This window comes from Micromonospora sp. CA-259024 (assembly GCF_050936255.1).
Lineage (GTDB): Bacteria > Actinomycetota > Actinomycetes > Mycobacteriales > Micromonosporaceae > Micromonospora.
In genome coordinates this window covers 107,523-123,966 of record NZ_JBNJND010000001.1, presented here as the reverse complement: position 1 = coordinate 123,966, position 16,444 = coordinate 107,523, and the positions used below count along the sequence as shown (strand labels likewise).

Below are 16,444 nucleotides of genomic sequence, written 5' to 3'. Positions count from 1 at the left end.
GCGGGCGGCGATCAGCCTGCGAGCAGCGCCGCCATCCGTTCCGCCTGCGCCTCCCAGCGCCACTCCCGCTCCACCCATGCCCGACCGGCGGCGCCCAGTTGGCGGGCCAGGTCCCGGTCGGCGAGCAGCCGGGCAACCCGGTCGGTGAGCTGGGCGACGTCCCGGCCGCGTACGACGTAACCGGTCTCCCCCTCACGGACCGCGTCCGGCGCACCCCCGGAGTCACCGGCCACCACCGGCAGACCGGTCGCGGAGGCCTCCAGGTAGACGATGCCCAGCCCCTCCACGTCGAGGCCACGGTTGCGGGTGCGGCACGGCATCGCGTAGACGTCGCCGGCCGCGTAGTGCGCCGGCAGCTCGGACGACGGCACCGAGCCGGTGAACACCACGTCCTGCTCCACACCGGTCTGCCGGGCCAGCTTCTCCAGGGTCGCCCGGTACGGCCCGCCGCCGACGATCAGCAGAGCCGCGTCGGGCACCCGGCGGCGGATCTCCGGCAGTGCCCGGATCAGCATGTCCTGCCCCTTGCGCGGCACCAGCCGGGACACGCAGACCACCACCGGGCGGTCGGTCAACCCGAGCCGGGACCGGACCTTTCCACCGTCCACTGTCGGGTGGTAGGTGTCCACATCGACCCCGGGCGCCAGCCGACGCAGCTCGGTCACCCCGTCCAGCACGCGCGCCAACCGGCTGCGGGTGTACTCACCGAGATAGGTGGTGACATCCACGCCCCGACCGATCCTGCGCAGCGCCGGCCGGGCGGCCGGCACCGCCGCCCACCCGACCTCGTGCCCGTGAGTCTGCGCCACCACCCGGCGTACGCCGGCCCGCCGTCGCAGGCCCGCGGCGAGCATCCCCAGCGGGGCCGCCGCGCCGAACCACACCGTGTCGCAGTCGTACGCGCGGGCCAGCCGGGCCGCCCGGTGGGCGACCAGCGGGGTGGGCAGCAACACGCGGGTGCGTTCGCGGATCACCTCGAACGGCTGGTCGGCGTCGAACTTCGCGGAATCGCGCCAGCTCGACGCGTACACCACCACCGAGCCGGCCGGTTGACGCACCGCGAGGTTGTGCACGAAGGACTGGATCCCGCCGGGGCGGGGCGGAAAGTCGTTGGTGATCAGTAGCGTGCGGCTCATCGGCCGGCCTCCCGGGCGTACGCGCGGGCAGCGGCCATCCGCTCCACGGTGGACGGATGCGTGGCCGAGTAGAGGTATTCCCAGCGCGGCGGGTCGGGGTCGCCGAGGTTGACCGAGCCGAGCCGGCGCTGCATCGACTCGAAGGCCTCCGGGTCACGGGTGAGCGCGAGCGCGTGCGCGTCGGCGCGCGCCTCCACCCGACGCGACATCAGCGCCTGCACCGGGGCGGCGACCAACCCGGTCACCGTGACGAGGGCGAGCAGCAGTGGGAACGCGCGTGGTTGGGCGACCGAGTCGACACCAGCCAGCCGCAGCAGCGGCCCCCACGAGCCGAGCAGGTAGAGCGCCACCACCGCGGCGGCGGCACCCAGCGCCCCGGTCAACGTGCCGACCGCGACGTCGGAGTCCTTCGCGTGCCCCAGCTCGTGCGCCACCACCGCGGTCACCTCGGCCGGGGTCGCCTCGCGCAGCAGCGTGTCGTAGACGACCACCCGCCGGGTCGGCCCGAGACCGGAGACGTACGCGTTGACCGCCTTGGTGCGGCGCGAGGCGTCGGCGACCAGCACGTCGCGCACCGGCACGCCGTCGCGGGCGGCCATGCTCATCAGTTCGGTGCGCAGCGGGCCCTGCTCCATCGGGGTGAACCGGTTGAACACCGGCTCCACCAGCACCGGCAGCACGAACGACAGCAGCACCACCAGCAGGGCCGCACCGGCCGCGCCGAAGGCCCACCACCAGCGCGGCGCGAACCGAATGACGGCGTAGAAGCCGAACAGCGCCACCGCGCCGATGACCGCGCTGACCGCGTACGACTTGAGCAGGTCGACGGCCCAGCCGCTCCAGCCGTTGGTGCTCAACCCGTAGCGGGTGAGCACGCTCTGGCGCCAGGCGGCGAACGGGAGCGTCACCAGGTCGGCGACGAGCACCACGGCCAGCCCGCCGAGCACCGCCTGCGCGGCCCAGTGCCCGCCGAACGGTCGAGCCACCAGCTCGACCAGGCGGCTGCCCAGCGGGGTCAACCCGAGGGCGAGGGCGATCAGCAGCCCGACGGCGAGCGCGGTGTAACCGCCGGGACGCAGTGCGGCGCGGAACTCCCGCCCCTTGGCCACCTGCTCGGCCGGCAGGTCACGCAGCGCGGCCAGTTGGTCGGCCCGGGGTGCCGGCGGTCGGTGCCACGGGATGAGCAGTGCGGCGATCACCACCAGCGCGACGGTCAACCCGGCCAGCGCCACCAGCGCCCACCCGCGCGGGGTCACCGCGACACCGCCGCGCTCACCGCACGGCGGGTTCTCTCGCCGCCGCCGACGGACCCGCCGTCGTCGCGCCGTACCCCGCTCATCTGGCCGCTCCTCCCGCCGTGAGCGCCCATCCTATTGGCCCACGAAAAGCCCACTCCGGGCGCGGTGTGGCGGTCAGGCCACCCGCCGGGAGGCTCGGCGGCGGGCGTCGCCGGGACGCGCGGGCACCGCCAGCACGTCCACCTCGAAGCCGGCGCGGGCGAGCACCTCGATCGCCTGGACCTCGGCGGCGACCAGCCCGGCCGCCGGGGACGTCTCGTCGAACAGGGCACTCACCAGGCAGTCGGAACAGCCGTCACCCCGCCTCGCGCACCCGCCGCAGTCGATGAGCATGACGCCTCCTGATCGGCTCGCAGATGCCCGGCCCGCGTCTTGTCGTCGCCGCCCGAGCACCGTCGGTCACATCGACGCTAACCACCGGGTACGACAGAAACCGCGTCCGACCGACCGTTTGGGGGCGAGATCCACTTCAGTTCAATGAAATCGGGCCATCCCGCCCGGCCGGACACCCCGACATCACGGAACTCGTGTCGATCACACGGTGGGTGCGGTCAGGAGCGGGCCAGCCGCCGCAGCAACGAGTCGGCACCCAGCGGGTAGGCGCCGTGGCGACGTACCCCGTCGGCGACCTCGCGGTCGGACGAGACCACGACCACCGGCCGCCCCGCCGGCTCGGCGCGGACCAGCCGCCGGATCAGCTCGTCGGCGGTCTCGCCCTTGCGGGAGAAGAGCACCCGTACGCCGCGCGGCGCGGGCGGCAGCCCGTGCATCCGCTCGGCACCGTCGAAGACCACAGTGACCTCGTCGCCGGTCTGCGCGGCGATCCCGCCGAGCCCGGTGATCAGGCGTTTGCGCTGCTGCTCCAGGGACATCTCGCCGAAGCCGCGCTTGGTGACGTTGTAGCCGTCCACCACCAGGTGCGCCCGGGGCAGGGCGAGCAGCTGATCGAGCCGGGCCGGGTCGTCGGTGTCGCGGGCACGTGCGGCGGGCCCGGCCGGGGCAGTGCCAGGCTGCTCGGCGAACGCGTCGGCGACGAAATCGGCGGGAAGTTTGTCGACCGGGTCGAGCGCCAGCTCCCGGCGCAGCCCGACGGCGGCCTGACCGATGGTCTCCAGCAGCAGCCAGAGCCGGGCGTCGTCGACCGAGCGCGCCTCCTTGGCGCTGGCACGGGCCACCCCGGCGGCGGCCTCCGCCTCGGCCAGCCGGGCCCGGGCGCGGCGCAGCTCGGCATCCACGTCGGCGCTGGCACGCGCGGCCCGGCCGCGCTCGGTGGCCAGCAGCTCGGTGGCCTTACGCTCGCGAGCCTGGGTCTCCCGCAGGGTACGGGCCACCTGCCGGGACTCCTCGCGGAGCTGACCCAGTTCCTCCCGGACGCGGGCCAGCTCGTCGCGGAGCTTCTCCGCCTCGACCCGGGCGACCGCCCGGTCGTGCTCGGCGCGGGTGGCCCGTTGCTCGGCTTCACGGACCAGCTCGGCGACGACCGCGCTGTCCACCTCGGCGCGCACGGCCGCACCGCTGGCGTCGATCAGCTCCCGCCAGCCGCGCGGCCGGGCCAGGTAGGCCAGCGCGGCGACCTCGACCGGGTCGGCGGCGGCGGGGGCGGTGCCCTCGACGACGGCGGCCCCGAGGTCCCCGGCGTCGGCCAGGACCCGGGCGGTGACCCGCTGCCGGAACAGCGGGTCGGCGGTGAGCTGGGCGGCGATGGCCGGCGCGCCGAGCCGGGCCCGTCGGTTGGGGGCGAACTTGGCCACCCGGCGCAACGGCACCGGCACCTCGTCGGCGGGCAGGGTGGGCAGCACGGCGGCGGTCAGCGTCACGATCCGCTGCCGGACCGGCTCAGGCAGGGTCGGCTCGGGCTCGATCGTCACCTCGGCGCCCGGCTCGGTCGAGGTTCCGGCAGCGCCGGGCTCGGGTGAGGTTCCGTCGGCAGCCGGCTCGGGTGAGGTCGCCGCGCCGGCCGGGTCGCCCACGGCACCGTCACGCGCGGCGACCGGATCCTCCTGCGGGAGGTGGTCGTCGTACGGCTCGGTGAGGGGCATGTGGCAAGTCTCCCACCGCGACCGGGCCCACCGCCCGTTGAGTGAGCCGATCTCTCATCCTAGCCCCATGGTGACGGTTGGGACGGCTGCGACGGGAGTGTCGGACCCGGGCGCTAGCGTGCCGCCGATGGCACAGGCGGAGTACGTCCAGGAGTCGCTGGCCGGTCTCGACCCGGCGGTGGGCGGGGTGGACCCGGCGCTGCCCCTCTACGCGACCACCTTCGTGGTGGTCGACCTGGAGACCACCGGCGGCGCCCCGGACGGCGGCGGCATCACCGAGATCGGCGCCGTCAAGGTGCGCGGTGGCGAGCAGTTGGGCGTGCTGGCCACCCTGGTCAACCCGGGGCAGCCGATCCCGCCGTTCATCACCGTGCTGACCGGGATCACCCAGGCGATGCTGGTGCCGGCGCCGCCGATCGAGCAGGTGTTGCCGAGCTTCCTGGAGTTCATCGCCGAGGCGGTGCTGGTCGCCCACAACGCCCCGTACGACGTGGGTTTCCTCAAGGCCGCCTGCGCGAGGCACGGCTACCGCTGGCCCAACCCCCGAGTGCTGGACACGGCGGCGCTGGCCCGCCGGGTGCTGACCCGCGACGAGGTGCCCAACCGCAAGCTGGGCACCCTGGCCGCCTACTTCCGCACCGCCACCCAGCCCACCCACCGGGCCCTGGACGACGCGAAGGCCACGGTCGACGTGCTGCACGGGCTGATCGGTCGGCTCGGCGGTCACCGGGTGGACACGGTGGGCGAGGCCATCGAGTTCGCCCGGGCGGTCACCCCGACCCAGCGCCGCAAACGGCACCTGGCCGAGGGGCTGCCCAAGGTCCCCGGGGTCTACATCTTCCGGGCCGCCGACGACCGGCCGCTCTACGTGGGCACCTCCGGCGACATCGCGACCCGGGTGCGCAGCTACTTCACCGCCGGGGAGAAGCGGGCACGCATCTCCGAGATGCTGGCCGCGGCCGAGCGGGTCGAGGCGGTGGAGTGCGCGCACTCGTTGGAGGCGGAGGTCCGCGAGCTGCGGCTGATCGCCGCGCACGCCCCGCCGTACAACCGGCGGTCGAAATACCCGGAGCGGATGGTCTGGCTCAAGCTGACCGACGGTCCGTACCCTCGGCTCTCGATCGTCCGCGACCTCTCCCCCACCGACACCGCCTACCTCGGGCCGTTCACCTCCCGGCGCGCCGCTGAGCTGGCGGCCGCCGGCTTCCACGACGCGGTGCCGCTGCGCCAGTGCACGCACCGGCTCTCGCTGCGCACCGTCACGCCGGCCTGCGCGCTGGCCGAGCTGGGTCGCTGCCCGGCACCCTGCGAGCACAAGATCACCCCTGAGGAGTACGACGACACCGCTGCCGCGCCCTTCCGCACCGCGACGACCAGTGATCCGCAGCCGGTGGTGGACGCGCTGCTCGCCCGGATCGACCTGCTCTCCCGTGACCAGCGCTACGAGGAGGCCGCGGTGGTGCGGTCCCGGCTGGCCGCGGTGCTGCGGGCCACCGTGCGGATGCAGCGGCTGGCCGCGCTGACCGGGATCGTCGAGCTGGCCGCGGCCCGGCCGGCCGCCGGGGGCGGCTGGGAGCTGGCGCTGGTGCGGCACGGCCGGTTGGCCGGCGCGGGGGTGTCCCCGCCGGGCGTCCATCCGCGGCCCACGCTGACCGCCATCCGGGCCACCGCCGAGACGGTGTCGGGCGGGCACGGCCCGGTGCCGGCAGCCACCGCCGAGGAGTCCGAGCGGATCCTGTCCTGGTTGGAACGACCCGAGACCCGACTGGTCGAGATGTCCTCCGGTTGGTCCTCCCCGGTGGGTGGTGCGGGGCGGTTCCGTGACCTGCTGGCGAAGGCCGAGAGCGGCGCGTCCCACCAACTCTCGACCGAACGCTCATGACCAACTGACCGATCGGACTACGTCGACTCGCTTAGGCTGTTAGAGAAGTGCAGTCCTGCCCGATTCGTGGGCCTGCTCCCGCTGCCGGGCCTCGGCGACGCGGAGCCGGGGTGAGGAGGTGTCCCTCGTGGACGTCGACGCCGGACACGGCGCCGCCCTGGGGGGCGCCCTTCCGACCCAGCCGGGTGAGCTGCCGCTCGCCCGTCGGCTGCGGTCGTTGCTCAGCTGGCCGACAACCGACTCCGACCCGGTGACCCAACTGGTTCGCACCCATCGGGGCATCCACGCCGGCACCGACCCCGCGGTGCTGCGGCGTGCGTACACGATCGCGGAGAACATGCACCGCGGGCAGTTCCGCAAGAGCGGGGAGCCGTACATCACCCACCCCCTCGCGGTGGCGCAGATCTGCGCCGAGCTGGGAATGGACACCACCACCCTGGTCGCGGCGTTGCTGCACGACACCGTGGAGGACACCCGCTACACCCTCCAGGCGCTCTCGGAGGACTTCGGCGGCGAGGTGGCCCACCTGGTCGACGGGGTGACCAAGTTCGACAAGGCCTTCTACGGCAAGGCCGCCGAGGCGGAGACGATCCGCAAGATGATCGTCGCGGCCGCCAAGGACGTCCGGGTGCTGATCATCAAGCTGGCCGACCGGCTGCACAACATGCGCACCCTCGGGGTGCGCTCCGCGTCGTCGCGAGAACGGATCGCCCGCAAGACCCAGGAGGTGCTGGTCCCGCTCTGTGACCGGCTCGGCATCCAGACGCTCAAGCGTGAGCTGGACGACGTGGTTCTGTTGCACCTGGAGCCCGACGAGCACGCACGGCTGGCCCGGCACGTGCACGACCGGCCGGGCTGGGACGCGTACCTCGACTCGGTGGTCACCCGGGCCCGGGTGGCGCTGAAGCGCAGCCGGGTCGACGCCGAGGTGAGCCCGCGCCCGCGGCACCTCTACTCGATCTGGAAGGACACCATCGCCGGCGATCACACGGCCCCGTACGACCTGCCCCGCATCGTGGTGGTGGTTGACGGCCCAGCCACCGACTGTTACGCCGCGTTGGGCGCGATCCACGGCACCTGGCGACCCATCCCCGGCCGTTTCAAGGACTTCATCGCCTCACCGAAGAACAACCTCTACCGCTCGCTGCACACCAGCGTCTGCGGCCCACAGGACCGCACGGTGGAGGTGCTGATCCGCACCGAGGAGATGCACCGCTCGGCCGAGTACGGCATCGCCGCCGACTTCCGCTTTCCTCGCTCCGGCGGCAGCGGCAGCGCGGCGGCCCGCGCCGAGCAGTTGGACTGGCTGCGCCGGGTGCTCGACTGGGAGCCGGGCGCCGCGGACCCCGCGCAGTTCCTCGAGTCGCTGCGCTGCGATCTCGCCGAGGGTCAGATCCAGGTCTTCGCCGACGGGCGGCAGGTCGTGCTGCCGGCCGGTGCCACACCCGTCGACCTGGCGTACGAGCTGAGCAGCGAACGGGGCGACCACTGCCTCGCCGCCCGGATCAACGGTCGGCTGGCCCCGCTGAGCTCCGAGCTGGACGAGGGCGACGTGGTGGAGATCTTCACCGAGAACGACGGCGACAACGGCTTCGAGGCCGGTGTGGCACCGCGCGGCCCCCGCCGCGAGTGGCTGAGCTTCGTCAAGTCGCCGCACGCGCAGATGCAGATCAACCGGTGGTTCGCCGAGCACACCGAGCCCGGCATCACGATCAGCGACAAGGTTCGCCTCGGCCGGGCCACCATCGGGCTCGCCCTGCGCCAGCACAACCGGGGCCTCGCCAGTGACCTGCCGCTGCTGCGCCTCTCCGAGGAGCTGGGCTACCCCGACCTGGAAACCCTGCTGGTCGCGGTCTTCGACCGGGTGATCGAACCGGACACCGTGGTACGCCAGCTCATCGACCTGGTCGACCATCGACAGTGACCGGGCGGGCCCCAGCGCGTCCGAAGAACTTTCGTGACCACTAGCCTGAAGTCATGATCCCCCGTTCCCGCGCCACCGGTCGGGCCGTCTTCTACCAGGCCTTCTACCGGCTGCCGCTGCCGGTGCGTCGGCGCCTGGTCCGGCTGGCCGTGCCCAAGTACATCGTTGGCGCGGTCACCCTGGTCCGCGACGCCGAGGCGACGGGCGCGGGACGGTTGCTGATGCTGCGCCAGCCGCCCGGCAACAAGGGCTGGTCACTCCCCGCCGGTCTGCTGAATCGCGGCGAGGCCCCGGTCGTGGGCGCGGCCCGCGAGCTGTTCGAGGAATCCGGCATCCGGCTCCCCCCGTCCCGGCTGCGCCCGGCGGTGCCGAACGCGATCGTGCACGCCAAGGGCTGGGTGGACATGGTCTTCGAGGCGGACGTGCCGGCCTCCAGCACCGAGCTGGCGGTTGACGGCGCGGAGGTCTTCGAGGCCGCCTGGCACCCGCTGGACGACCTGCCCAAGCTGACCTGGCCGACCGCCCGGCTGCTCGCCTACTACGACATCGGACCGCTGGCCGGGCAGTTCCCGCCACCGGTCCCCGACAACAGGCCATGACCGGCGCGGCTGGCGTGCCGGCAGAGCTGTGCGCGGTGATACTCGCCGCCGGTGAGGGCACCCGGCTGCGTCCGCTCACCGAGCGGGTGCCCAAGGCGCTCTGCCCGGTGGGCAACGTGCCACTGCTGGCCCGGGCGTTGGCCCGGCTGGCCGGGCTCGGCCTGGTCGGTCCCGCACGGGTCGCGGTGAACGCCTGCTACCTCGGCGACCAGGTGGTCGCGCACGTCGGCGACCGTGCGCACCTGTCCGTCGAGCCGGGCGACCCGCTGGGCACGGCGGGCGGGGTGGCCAACCTGCGGGACTGGATCGATGGGCGGTCGGTGCTGGTCGGCAACGCCGACGCGTACCTCGCCGACGCGACGGCTCCCCCGGGCCCGGACGTGGCCGCTCTGCTCGCCGGCTGGGACGGGCACAGCGTCCGTCTGCTCGGTCAGCCCGCCGCGGACCCGGCGGCACCGGGCACCTTCGCCGGGCACTGCTTCACCGGCTTCTCGCTGCTGCCCTGGCGGCTGGTCCGCGATCTGCCGGCCGTCTTCTCCGACCTGGTCCGAGCCGTCTGGCGCCCGGCCGAGGCGGCGGGCGCCCTGGAGGTGGTGCCCTACGCGGGCACCTTCTACGACACGGGCACGCCGGCCGACTACCTGGCGGCCAATCTGCACGCCGCGGCCGGCGGCGCCCTCGTCGACCCGTCCGCGACGGTGACCGGGCGCTGCGTGGAGTCGGTGGTCGGCGCGGGCGCGCGGGTGGACGGCGACGTACGGCGCACGGTGGTCTGGCCGGGCGCGATCGTGCGCGACGGCGAACGGCTGCGCGACGCGATCCGGGCGGGGGACGACCTCACCGTGCCCCGCACCGCGCACGGCTGAGCCCCGACGGCTCCCGCCTCCAGGCCCGGGCGGAAACATCTAGCATGGGCGACGACGCCGACGAACGGAGAAATGTCCCGTGATCACCGCGATCGTGCTGATCGACTGCGCCACCGACGCGATCCCCGAGGTGGCAGAGACTCTGGCCAACCTTCCCGGCGTCAGCGAGGTCTACTCGGTGGCCGGGCACGTCGACCTCATCGCCATCGTCCGGGTCCGCGAGTTCGACCAGATCGCCCAGGTCATCGCGGGCAGCATCTCCAAGGTGCCGGGCGTGCTCAACACCGAGTCGCACATCGCGTTCCGGGCCTACTCCCAGCACGACCTGGAGGAGGCGTTCGCGATCGGCCTGGCCAACGCCGACTGACCGGCCCGCTCGCGACCGGCCTCGTAGCAGGGCGGCCCGCATCGGACGCACGGCGGCCGGTCCACCGCGTGGGTGGACCGGCCGTCTGCTGTCGCTACGTCAGCTCTCGCTGGGAGCCGGCGTCTCGGTGGTGCCGCCGCCCGGAGCCGGCGACTCGGTGGTGCCACCCGGAGCCGGCGACTCGGTGCCGGTGCCGCCCGGAGCCGGCGACTCAGTGCCGGTGCCGCCCGGGCTGGGCGTACCGCTGGCGCTGGTCTGCGGGACCGGGATGCCCAACTGGTTGGCGAGCTGCACCAGCTCGTCGTAGTGCGCCTGCAGCGTCGGCAAGGCGTTCTGGGCCAACTGGACCACCGACTGCTCGCTACCCTGCGAGATCTCCGTCTGGGTGGCCTGGATGGCCTGGACGTGGCCGGCCAGCTCACTGGTCACCCAGAGCCGGTCGAACTCCGCACCGCTGGCGTTGTTCAGCTGGTCGATGACCGCCTGCTGATCGGCGCTGGGCTCGTTCGGCAGTTCCACCCCGAGCTGGGACGCGGTCTGCTGCACCGTCTGGTCCAGCTGGGTGTGGTCGGTCTTCAACATCGCGCCCAGGTCCTTGACCCCCTGGTCCTGACCCTTCTGCTGGGCCAGGTCACCGGCGGTGATCTCGAACAGGTTGACCTGGTGCAGCGCCTGCAGATACTGGGTGTCCTGCGTCGACGGCTGTGCGGCCGCCTGCGCCGCCGCAGCCGGCGCGACCCCGACCAGTACCAGCGCGGCCAACAGGCCGAGGCGTTTGATACCCAACATGCTTCCCCCCCTTGAGACGTTGGACCGCACGGATACCCGGCTCACCGGGGTTATTCCTGCGATCGCCCGTCGCGCGGGGTCCACCGTTCCCGTCGTCGGCGTCCGACTCCTGGTCGGATGGGCGGCGGGTGCGGGATACGACGTGGCGCCCGCCGGAATCCGGCGGGCGCCACGTAACGGTGCGATGGGGCGGTCAGCGGCGGCTCTCGCCGCTGCCGATCTCCTCGCGCTCGGGCCGGGCCTCGACCGGCGGGTGCCCCGGCGAGACCGGAGCCTCGACCGGCTTCTCGATCGGGTAGAAGAAGCCTCGGATCGCCGGCCCGAGGGCCCCGAGCCGGTTCATCTTCTTCGGTACCACCCAGCCGACGTACTCCAGCCCACCGTGACCGTCCGCGTGCCCGTCCGACGCGCTGAGCGGCTGGTGCACCTCGACGAAGCGGCCGTCCGGCAGGCGCCGGATGATGCCGGTCTCGACGCCGTGCGCGAGCACCTCCCGGTCGTGCTGCTGCAGACCCAGGCAGAGCCGGTACGTGACGTAGTACGCCAGGGGCGGGACCACCAGCAGACCGATCCGGCCGGCCCAGGTCATCGCGTTCAGGCTGATCTGGAACTTGTCGGCGATGACGTCGTTGGCACCGGAGAGCGTCAACACGATGTAGAAGGAGACGGCCATGGCGCCAACGGCGGTCCGGGCCGGAACGTCGCGGGGACGCTGGAGCAGGTTGTGGCTCTTGCGGTCCTTGAGGTGCCGGGCTTCCAGGAACGGGTACATCGTCGACAGGCCCACGAGGATGCCGGGCAGCACGACCGTCGGCCAGAACAGCGGCGGAATGACGTACCCGTCACCGATCGGGATGTTGATTTCCCAGGCCGGCATGAGTCGGGTCGAGCCGTCGAGGAACATGACGTACCAGTCGGGCTGGCTGGCCGCCGAGACCACCCACGCCTCATACGGACCGAACAGCCAGATCGGGTTGATCTGGAACAGACCGCCCATCAGCGCGATGACGCCGAAGACGACCATGAAGAAGCCGCCCTGCTTGAGCGCGTACCGCGGGAACATCCGCTCGCCGACCACGTTGCCGTTGGTCCGGCCGGGGCCGGGCCACTGGGTGTGCTTCTGCTTGAAGACCAGGCCCAGGTGGACGCTGATCAGCGCGACCAGCAGACCCGGGATGAGCAGCACGTGGGCGATGAAGAACCGGCTGATGATGATCGTGCCCGGGAACTCGCCACCGAAGATCGACGAGGTGACCCAGGATCCGATCACCGGGATGGAGAGCATGATCGCCGAGGCGATCCGCAGGCCGGTGCCGGACAGGCCGTCGTCCGGCAGCGAGTAGCCGGTGAACCCGGCGAGGAAGCCGACCCAGAACAGCAGCGAGCCGATGATCCAGTTGGTCTCACGCGGCTTGCGGAAGGCGCCGGTGAAGAAGACCCGCAGCATGTGCACGACGATCGCGGCCATGAACAGCAGCGCCGCCCAGTGGTGCATCTGCCGCATCACCAGACCGCCGCGGACGTCGAACGAGAGGTCCAGGCTGGAGGCGTACGCGGCGGACATCGGCGTGCCCTGCAACGGCGCGTAGCTGCCGTCGTAGACCACCTCGGTCATCGCCGGCTCGAAGAAGAAGGTGAGGAACACACCGGTCAGCAGCAGCACGACGAACGAGAACAGCGCGATCTCGCCGAGCAGGAAGGACCAGTGGTCCGGGAAGACCTTGTTCAGCAGCTTGCGCAGCGGGGTGGCCACCGCGAAGCGGTCGTCCACTCCCACCGCGGCCTTGCCCGGCGTCGCCGCAAGGTCAAACTTTCGACGCTTCATGGCCGCTCCCAGAAGTCAGGCCCGACGGTCTCGGTGTAGTCGGACTTCGCCACGAAGAAGCCCTCGGAGTCTACCTCGATCGGCAACTGCGGCAGCCGCCGGCTGGCAGGGCCGAAGACGGGCTTGGCGTTGTCGGTGATCAGGAACTGGGACTGGTGGCACGGGCAGAGCAGCCGGTTGGTCTGCTGCTCGTACAGGCTGGCCGGGCAACCGGCGTGCGTGCAGATCTTGGAGAACGCCGCGTAGTTGCCCCACATGTAGTCCCCGTGGCCGATCCGCTCGTTCGCCCGACGCGACTCCTGCGCGTCGGAGTCCCGGAGGTGGATCAGCAGCGTCGGCGAGTCGGCGTGCTTGTTGCTCACGCCGTGGTCGATGCCCGGGAACACGGTGAGCTGGCCACCGGCGCTGATGTCCGCCGGCCGGATCGGCCGGCCGTCCTCGCGGACCAGGCGGATCCGCTGGCCGCCCTCGGCCGTGGCGAACCCGGTCGTGAACATCTGGTTGTTCTTGTGCGGCTGTGAGATCAGACCGCCGACCAGCGGCGCCGCGGCGACCGCGGCGACCGGCGCGAGGCCGGCCAGCAGCGAGATGCCGAGCAGGGGGCGACGCTTCACACCCAGCTCGTCCGCCATGTAGAGCATGGTCTGGCCGGTGATCGTGCGGCCTTCCTCGTCAACCGCGCCCTCGTGCCGGTCCTGGATCGAGACCTCCTTGGGCAGCAACTTCTTGCCCCAGGTCAGGATGCCGAAGCCGACGGCGAGCAGCGCCACGCCGAGGGTGAAGCCGAGCAGCGGGGTGTAGAACTTGTCGCCGCCACGGCCCGGCTCGTACTGCCACGGCCACCAGATGTAGATGGCCAGGAAGGCGGTCGCCGCCGAACCGGTGATCAGGAAGAACCCGGCGACCACCCGGGTCAGCCGACGCTCCGCCTTGGTGCCGGGCAGCACCTGCGGCTCGTAGTGGACGATCTCGATGTCGTCCCGACGCGCGCCCTCACGAACGATGTCGAACCGGGTCAGCTTGGGGTCGTTCACGTCGAGCGGCTCCCGGCCCTGCGGGGCCTGGTGCTCGGTGTGGGTGCTCATGCCGTCACCTCGCTACGGGTGGCGCCGAGCGGCACCACAGCACTGAATCGGATGGTCGGCTCGGTCACGACTTGCCCGCAATCCACAGGCTGGCGAAGACGAGCGCCACGATGCCAACCAGGAAGATCGCCAGGCCCTCGGTGGACGGGCCGTACCGCCCGAGGTTGAACCCGCCCGGGTCCTGGTCGTGCTTCAGCGTCTCCTGGATGTAGGCGATGATGTCGGCCTTCTGCTCCGGCCGAAGCTGGTTGTCGCCGAACACCGGCATGTTCTGCGGGCCACTCAGCATCGCCGCGTAGATCTGGCGGTCGGTCGCGGGGTGCAGGCTCGGGGCGAACTTGCCCGAGGAGAGGGCACCGCCGCCACCACCGAACGCGTGGCACTGCGAGCAGTTGATCCGGAACAGCTCACCGCCGGACGCGACGTTGCCACCCTCGCGGAGGTCGTCGCCCTCGGGCACGACCGGACCGCCGCCGAGCTCCTGGATGTACTGGGCCAGCTGACGGGTCTGCTCGTCGGTGAAGAGCGGGGGCTTGCGGTGCGCCTGGGCCTCCTGGCGGGCCAACGGCATCCGCCCGGAGCTGACCTGGAACTCGACCGAGGCCGCGCCGACGCCGATCAGGCTCGGCCCGCGGCCCTCGACACCCTGGGCGTTGCGGCCGTGACAGGTCACGCAGCTCACGTCGAACAGCGCCTTGCCCTCGGCGGCGGCGCCGGTCAGCTGTGGGTTGTCCTGCGCCTGGGCACCCGGGGCGAAGACGGTGTAGGCACCGCCGGCGAGCATCAGCGCGGCGATCAGCCGGACCGCGGCGCCCAGCCGGCGGCGGCCCCTGCTGCGCGCGGCGGGCCGCTCACGCAACCGCGCGAGCAGACCGCGGCGGCGGTCGTTGTCAGAAGTCATGAGCGGTGTCCTTAACCGGTTGGACCTGTCTCAGGGGACGGAGCAGCAGCGCGGAATGTGACGCGCAAGATCACTGGAGCCAGTAGATCATGGCGTACAGCCCGATCCACACGACGTCGACGAAGTGCCAGTAGTACGACACGACGATCGCCGAGGTCGCCTGCGCCGGGGTGAACCGGCCCATGGTCGTGCGGACCATGAAGATGATGAAGGCGATCAGGCCACCGGTCACGTGCAGGCCGTGGAAGCCGGTGGTCAGGTAGAACACCGACCCGTAACCGTCTCCGTTGATCTTCACGCCGTCGGCGACCAGGTGCCGGTACTCGTTCAGCTGGCCGAGCACGAAGATCAGGCCCATCACGAAGGTGACGGTGAACCAGCGCCGCAGCGCGTGCACGTCGCCCTTCTCTGCCGCGAAGACGCCGAGCTGGCAGGTCACCGAGGACAGCACCAGGATCACCGTGAAGGTGGTCGCGTAGGGGATGTTCAGCGCCTCGGTGTGCTTCTCCCACTGCTCCGGCGCAGCCGCGCGGATCGAGAAGTACATCGCGAAAAGCGCCGCGAAGAACATGAGTTCGCTGGAGAGCCACACGATCGTCCCGACACTGACCATGTTTGGTCGGGTCAGAGAGTGGATCCGGCTCTTGTCAATGGCTGGGGCCGCAGTCACGCCGTCATTATTGCCCCTGACCGGGGCCGGCGATCAGCGGGGTGGCAAACCCGCGCCTTCCGTGGCCCGGGCGTCAGGGTCCGGTTCGCCTGGCCTAGCCTGAAAAGCGTGCTGCACGTCGATCCGATCTTCGCCGCCACCTCGGCCCCGCCGCCGTTCACCGTCGGCGCGGTGCTGACCGAGACCCGGCTGGACAGCTGGCTGGCTCTCGGCCTGGTGCTCGCCGCCGGCCTGTACCTCTACGGGGTGCACCGGCTGCGCATGCGCGGCGACCGGTGGCCCATCACCCGTACCGTCTTCTTCATCGGCCCCGGGCTGGGCGGTATCGCGCTGGTCACGGTCGGCGGGCTGCACGCGTACGACACCGCGCTGCTGTCCGTGCACATGATCCAGCACATGGTGCTGTCCATGGTGGCGCCGATCTTCCTGGCGCTGGGCGCGCCGATGACCCTGGCCCTGCGGACCCTGCCGGTCGGGCCACGCAAGCGCCTGCTGGCGATCGTCCACAGCCGCGGCGCCCGGATCTACAGCTTCCCGCTGGTGGCGTTCGCCATCTTCGTGGTCAACCCGTTCGCGCTGTACTTCAGCGACCTGTACCGCTTCACCCTGGAGCACGCCTGGGCGCACGAGCTGGTGCACGCGCACTTCATCATGACCGGCTGCGTGTTCTTCTGGCCGCTGCTCGGCCTCGACCCGCTGCCCGGCCGCTGGCCGTACCCGGCGCGTGCGCTGTTGATGCTGCTCTCCGTGCCGTTCCACACCGTGCTCGGCCTCACCATCATGCAGAGCAGCACGCTCTTCGGCGGCGACTGGTACCCGTCCCTCAACCTGGGCTGGGTCGATCCCTGGGCGGACCAGGTGGTCGCCGGCGGCATCCTCTGGGCCGGTGGTGAGTTCGTCAGTGTGACCATGCTCGCGGTTCTGGTGGTGCAGTGGGTCAAGCAGTCCGAGCGGGAGGCCCGCCGGGTCGACCGCGAGCTGGACCGCCAGGAGGCCCGCGAACGCGCCGCCGACGCCGCAGCCGCCTGAGCTGCGCGGACGGCACGCCCGACGAGCGGCGACA

The 16,444-nt window shown here is 71.9% G+C and carries 15 protein-coding genes; 6 read left to right on the top strand and 9 right to left on the bottom strand.

The window, feature by feature from the left end; all coding sequences use genetic code 11:
- Positions 1-11 precede the first annotated feature (11 nt).
- The 4 genes from ACQEUX_RS00585 to ACQEUX_RS00570 all read right to left on the bottom strand — a co-directional run bounded on the left by ACQEUX_RS00585 (position 12) and on the right by ACQEUX_RS00570 (position 4,473).
- Positions 12-1,136, bottom strand: a complete 1,125-nt coding sequence (locus ACQEUX_RS00585) for a glycosyltransferase family 4 protein (protein WP_433039651.1) — start codon at positions 1,134-1,136, stop codon at positions 12-14.
- Positions 1,133-2,392, bottom strand: coding sequence for a M48 family metallopeptidase (locus ACQEUX_RS00580; protein ID WP_433039649.1), 1,260 nt, complete (start codon positions 2,390-2,392; stop codon positions 1,133-1,135). The genes ACQEUX_RS00585 and ACQEUX_RS00580 overlap by 4 nt, the downstream gene beginning before the upstream one ends.
- Before the next feature lie 156 nt (positions 2,393-2,548).
- Positions 2,549-2,767: a hypothetical protein gene (locus ACQEUX_RS00575; RefSeq protein WP_433039647.1), complete on the bottom strand. Its 219-nt coding sequence runs from the start codon at positions 2,765-2,767 to the stop codon at positions 2,549-2,551.
- 218 nt (positions 2,768-2,985) lie between these two features.
- Positions 2,986-4,473, bottom strand: coding sequence for an NYN domain-containing protein (locus ACQEUX_RS00570; protein ID WP_433039645.1), 1,488 nt, complete (start codon positions 4,471-4,473; stop codon positions 2,986-2,988).
- 127 nt (positions 4,474-4,600) lie between these two features.
- Between ACQEUX_RS00570 and ACQEUX_RS00565 the strand changes: the two genes are divergently transcribed.
- From ACQEUX_RS00565 to ACQEUX_RS00545, 5 genes are all read left to right on the top strand, one after another.
- Entirely contained in the window at positions 4,601-6,355 is a 1,755-nt protein-coding gene (locus ACQEUX_RS00565; RefSeq protein ID WP_433039643.1) for a DEDD exonuclease domain-containing protein, read from the top strand.
- A gap of 127 nt (positions 6,356-6,482) precedes the next feature.
- Positions 6,483-8,279 (top strand): RelA/SpoT family protein, encoded by a 1,797-nt coding sequence (locus ACQEUX_RS00560; protein ID WP_433049466.1) that lies wholly within the window; start codon positions 6,483-6,485, stop codon positions 8,277-8,279.
- Between the two features lie 53 nt (positions 8,280-8,332).
- Positions 8,333-8,878 (top strand): NUDIX hydrolase, encoded by a 546-nt coding sequence (locus tag ACQEUX_RS00555; protein WP_433039641.1) that lies wholly within the window; start codon positions 8,333-8,335, stop codon positions 8,876-8,878.
- Positions 8,875-9,744, top strand: a complete 870-nt coding sequence (locus ACQEUX_RS00550; RefSeq protein ID WP_433039639.1) for a nucleotidyltransferase family protein — start codon at positions 8,875-8,877, stop codon at positions 9,742-9,744. Before ACQEUX_RS00555 ends, ACQEUX_RS00550 begins: the two co-directional genes overlap by 4 nt.
- A 79-nt stretch (positions 9,745-9,823) precedes the next feature.
- The gene (locus tag ACQEUX_RS00545) at positions 9,824-10,111 is read left to right on the top strand and encodes an Lrp/AsnC family transcriptional regulator (protein WP_396782740.1); all 288 of its coding nucleotides are present in this window, start codon (positions 9,824-9,826) and stop codon (positions 10,109-10,111) included.
- Between the two features lie 99 nt (positions 10,112-10,210).
- Here the strand turns inward: ACQEUX_RS00545 and ACQEUX_RS00540 are convergent, their stop codons facing one another.
- The 5 genes from ACQEUX_RS00540 to ctaE all read right to left on the bottom strand — a co-directional run bounded on the left by ACQEUX_RS00540 (position 10,211) and on the right by ctaE (position 15,381).
- Positions 10,211-10,900 carry a DUF4142 domain-containing protein gene (locus ACQEUX_RS00540; protein ID WP_433039637.1) on the bottom strand — a complete coding sequence of 230 codons (690 nt, stop codon included), beginning with the start codon at positions 10,898-10,900 and terminating at the stop codon, positions 10,211-10,213.
- Between the two features lie 193 nt (positions 10,901-11,093).
- Positions 11,094-12,725: a cytochrome bc1 complex cytochrome b subunit gene (gene qcrB / locus ACQEUX_RS00535; RefSeq protein WP_433039635.1), complete on the bottom strand. Its 1,632-nt coding sequence runs from the start codon at positions 12,723-12,725 to the stop codon at positions 11,094-11,096.
- The gene (gene qcrA / locus ACQEUX_RS00530; protein WP_433039633.1) at positions 12,722-13,810 is read right to left on the bottom strand and encodes a cytochrome bc1 complex Rieske iron-sulfur subunit; all 1,089 of its coding nucleotides are present in this window, start codon (positions 13,808-13,810) and stop codon (positions 12,722-12,724) included. Before qcrA ends, qcrB begins: the two co-directional genes overlap by 4 nt.
- Positions 13,811-13,874: 64 nt before the next feature.
- Positions 13,875-14,711 (bottom strand): cytochrome bc1 complex diheme cytochrome c subunit, encoded by an 837-nt coding sequence (gene qcrC / locus ACQEUX_RS00525; RefSeq protein WP_433039631.1) that lies wholly within the window; start codon positions 14,709-14,711, stop codon positions 13,875-13,877.
- A 70-nt stretch (positions 14,712-14,781) separates the two neighbouring features.
- A complete protein-coding gene (gene ctaE, locus ACQEUX_RS00520; protein WP_130403103.1) occupies positions 14,782-15,381 on the bottom strand; it encodes an aa3-type cytochrome oxidase subunit III in 600 nt (199 codons plus the stop codon).
- A 108-nt stretch (positions 15,382-15,489) separates the two neighbouring features.
- Here ctaE and ACQEUX_RS00515 point away from each other — a divergent pair, with 108 nt between their 5' ends.
- Complete coding sequence (locus ACQEUX_RS00515) at positions 15,490-16,410, top strand: cytochrome c oxidase assembly protein (RefSeq protein ID WP_433039629.1); 921 nt, start codon at positions 15,490-15,492, stop codon at positions 16,408-16,410.
- Positions 16,411-16,444 lie beyond the last annotated feature (34 nt).

What these genes read in the sequence shown, in the direction of transcription:
- ACQEUX_RS00570 (WP_433039645.1), bottom strand. Translation starts at nt 4,473, where the DNA reads ATGCCCCTCACCGAGCCGTACGACGACCACCTCCCGCAGGAGGATCCG.
- ACQEUX_RS00575 (WP_433039647.1), bottom strand. Translation starts at nt 2,767, where the DNA reads ATGCTCATCGACTGCGGCGGGTGCGCGAGGCGGGGTGACGGCTGTTCC.
- ACQEUX_RS00540 (WP_433039637.1), bottom strand. Translation starts at nt 10,900, where the DNA reads ATGTTGGGTATCAAACGCCTCGGCCTGTTGGCCGCGCTGGTACTGGTC.
- ACQEUX_RS00565 (WP_433039643.1), top strand. Translation starts at nt 4,601, where the DNA reads ATGGCACAGGCGGAGTACGTCCAGGAGTCGCTGGCCGGTCTCGACCCG.
- ACQEUX_RS00585 (WP_433039651.1), bottom strand. Translation starts at nt 1,136, where the DNA reads ATGAGCCGCACGCTACTGATCACCAACGACTTTCCGCCCCGCCCCGGC.
- ACQEUX_RS00550 (WP_433039639.1), top strand. Translation starts at nt 8,875, where the DNA reads ATGACCGGCGCGGCTGGCGTGCCGGCAGAGCTGTGCGCGGTGATACTC.
- qcrC (WP_433039631.1), bottom strand. Translation starts at nt 14,711, where the DNA reads ATGACTTCTGACAACGACCGCCGCCGCGGTCTGCTCGCGCGGTTGCGT.
- ACQEUX_RS00555 (WP_433039641.1), top strand. Translation starts at nt 8,333, where the DNA reads ATGATCCCCCGTTCCCGCGCCACCGGTCGGGCCGTCTTCTACCAGGCC.
- qcrA (WP_433039633.1), bottom strand. Translation starts at nt 13,810, where the DNA reads ATGAGCACCCACACCGAGCACCAGGCCCCGCAGGGCCGGGAGCCGCTC.
- qcrB (WP_433039635.1), bottom strand. Translation starts at nt 12,725, where the DNA reads ATGAAGCGTCGAAAGTTTGACCTTGCGGCGACGCCGGGCAAGGCCGCG.